Origin of the sequence: Roseisalinus antarcticus (genome assembly GCF_900172355.1) — a bacterium.
In the GTDB taxonomy this organism is placed as follows: domain Bacteria; phylum Pseudomonadota; class Alphaproteobacteria; order Rhodobacterales; family Rhodobacteraceae; genus Oceanicola; species Oceanicola antarcticus_A.
This window is the reverse complement of record NZ_FWFZ01000116.1, coordinates 1-1,520: the sequence shown is the minus strand read 5'-3', so window position 1 is coordinate 1,520 and position 1,520 is coordinate 1. Positions and strand designations below refer to the sequence as shown.

The window sequence follows — 1,520 nt, the reverse complement described above, 5'->3', positions numbered from 1 at the left end:
GAGATCATGTTCGGACGCTTGAAAGACTGGAGGCGCGTCGCCACGCGCTATGACCGAAGTCCCAAGGTCTTCCTCTCGGCCATTGCTCTCGCCGCAACCGTGATCTTTTGGCTATGAGTCCTGAGCCTAAGGATCGTTTTGATCGCGCTGACCCGACATGGGATGAAATGTATAGAGTCATCCGAGGAGAAGGGCCGCTTCGACCGGAAAAAAGCTAAAGACCTTGGGTATGGCCCAAATGAGTCACCGCTCTTTCGACTTTTTAAAGCTTTCCGACGGACGAGTCCTCATTCCAAGACTGCAGGCGCTTACGGACGAATTTTGATCGTCAAGGACAACGCTCGCGCCGTCGAAATGGTAAACGCCTTCCATGATGGCAATCCTGACTATCAGGACGACAGTAAATGGTGGGAACTCGTTGAGGCCGCTGACCGTGAGTTGCTCTACGGCGCCGGCGGTCGAGCAACTGGGGGCAAGGAACCGTCATCTGGTGGCGACGGACAACTTCCGCCAGGCCTCCTTGGCGGCGCAACATCCGGCGGCGATGCGCCTGATCCAGATCTGGCAAAGCCTCCCGAGCCAGAGAAACCCGCGGCACCGGAGCGTCGCGAAGCGCCGCTCCTTAGTCGACGGTATCAACATGGCGGTACCAGCATGAAATGGAACGTCATTGCATATGAGGTCGACGCCAAGGACCCCGATTTGGCGGGAGATGCGCCGTGGGCCATGATTATGGGTGACGTGACGACCAAGACCCATCATTTTCTTTTCAATCCTGCACACAAAACCTTTGAATCAATCACAATGACACCGAGGGACGCGCTCCTAGCGCATCTCGCTTACATGACTGCGGACCAGACTCGTAACTCTAGCCAAGAGCCCGACTTCGCTCGGTTGTTCGCGGATTTTCGGGACGCCTACGGGGAAGAGACGGCTCTTGACCTAAAGGCATTGCCCAACAGTGCGACGTCGGTACTAGTTGACGTAGCTCGGTGTCTTGTTTCGGTTTGTCCCGAGGAGGAACGCACTTCTCTTTACAACGACTTGGGCGTGGATGAGCAGACTGCGGTTATGCGCGCGTTGGCAGCAAAAAAAATCAAGCCTTCCGAGGCCACGGTGAATGGTAGTTTCCTTCTTTCTGGGCCACTCGAAATTGTTCGAATTGCCGTCGAGAAACGACCGGACCTCTGCTTTGACGGAAAGCTCTGGGATTCCCCTTACGCTGACCTCGATTATGGCGACCCGCAAATCACCGACGAAGCACGCGCTGGTGTCTTGTCGCGTTATCTTGCTCTGATTGACGACGCTGTTTGGCTCTCCAAGCAAGACAGCGGAGATCTTGCCAGCAATTCACGGAGTGAGGTCATTCGGGCTGTAATGTCTCTGGAACTACTAGGCTCAGGACTCATAGCCAAAAGATCACGGTTGCGGCGAGAGCAATGGCCGAGAGGAAGACCTTGGGACTTCTGTCATAGCGCGTGGCGACGCGCCTCCAGTCTTTCAAGCGTCCGAACATGATC

Annotated in this window: 1 protein-coding gene and 2 pseudogenes; 2 read left to right on the top strand and 1 reads right to left on the bottom strand. The window is 55.5% G+C overall.

Annotated elements, in window-relative coordinates:
* A pseudogene (locus ROA7023_RS24290) lies at positions 1-117 on the top strand (IS5/IS1182 family transposase); the annotation flags it as partial.
* Between the two features lie 373 nt (positions 118-490).
* Positions 491-658, top strand: coding sequence for a hypothetical protein (locus ROA7023_RS24660; protein WP_159458656.1), 168 nt, complete (start codon positions 491-493; stop codon positions 656-658).
* A gap of 747 nt (positions 659-1,405) precedes the next feature.
* Here ROA7023_RS24660 and ROA7023_RS24280 read toward each other — a convergent pair.
* Positions 1,406-1,520 (bottom strand): annotated as a pseudogene (locus ROA7023_RS24280) (IS5/IS1182 family transposase); the annotation flags it as partial.